Origin of the sequence: Paracoccus sp. S4493, from assembly GCF_000967735.1 — a bacterium.
In the GTDB taxonomy this organism is placed as follows: domain Bacteria; phylum Pseudomonadota; class Alphaproteobacteria; order Rhodobacterales; family Rhodobacteraceae; genus Paracoccus; species Paracoccus marcusii.
Window position 1 is genome coordinate 1 of sequence record NZ_JXYF01000095.1, and the last position, 482, is coordinate 482.

General features: G+C 58.9%; 2 pseudogenes. One reads left to right on the plus strand and one right to left on the minus strand.

Annotated elements, in window-relative coordinates:
* Nucleotides 1-140 (minus strand): annotated as a pseudogene (locus TW83_RS22045) (MarR family transcriptional regulator); the annotation flags it as partial.
* 153 nt (nucleotides 141-293) lie between these two features.
* Here TW83_RS22045 and TW83_RS13050 point away from each other — a divergent pair.
* A pseudogene (locus tag TW83_RS13050) lies at nucleotides 294-482 on the plus strand (branched-chain amino acid aminotransferase); the annotation flags it as partial.

Here is a 482-nt window from a genome sequence, read left to right on the forward strand (position 1 = left end):
TCGGCCAGGATCAGGTCCGGATCGGCGGTGAAGGCGCGATAGGCAAAGAACATCGCCTCGATCCCGCGGCGCAGCTGGTCGTCGGTCAGGAACAGCAGGTCCTCGCCCATCATCGCCTGGATCCGCGCTTTTTCCTGCATCTGCACCCTCTGTTCGTCACCTGCCCCGGATATGGCAGCGTTGTTGACTTTCTAATCCGTGATTGCTAGCCGTCAAGCATCTTGCGTAACAAACATGCCAAATCCGCCCTGACAGGCGCAAGAATCGAAAAACCGGGCGGCGGATGGAGACATATGATGCTGGCTTACGACGATCGCGACGGCAAGATCTGGATGGACGGGGACCTGGTGGACTGGCGCGACGCCAAGGTACACATCCTGACCCATGCGATGCACTATGCCAGCTCGGTCTTCGAGGGTGAGCGGTGCTATGACGGCAAGATCTTCAAGGGCCACGAACATTCGCTGCGCCTGATCGAATCG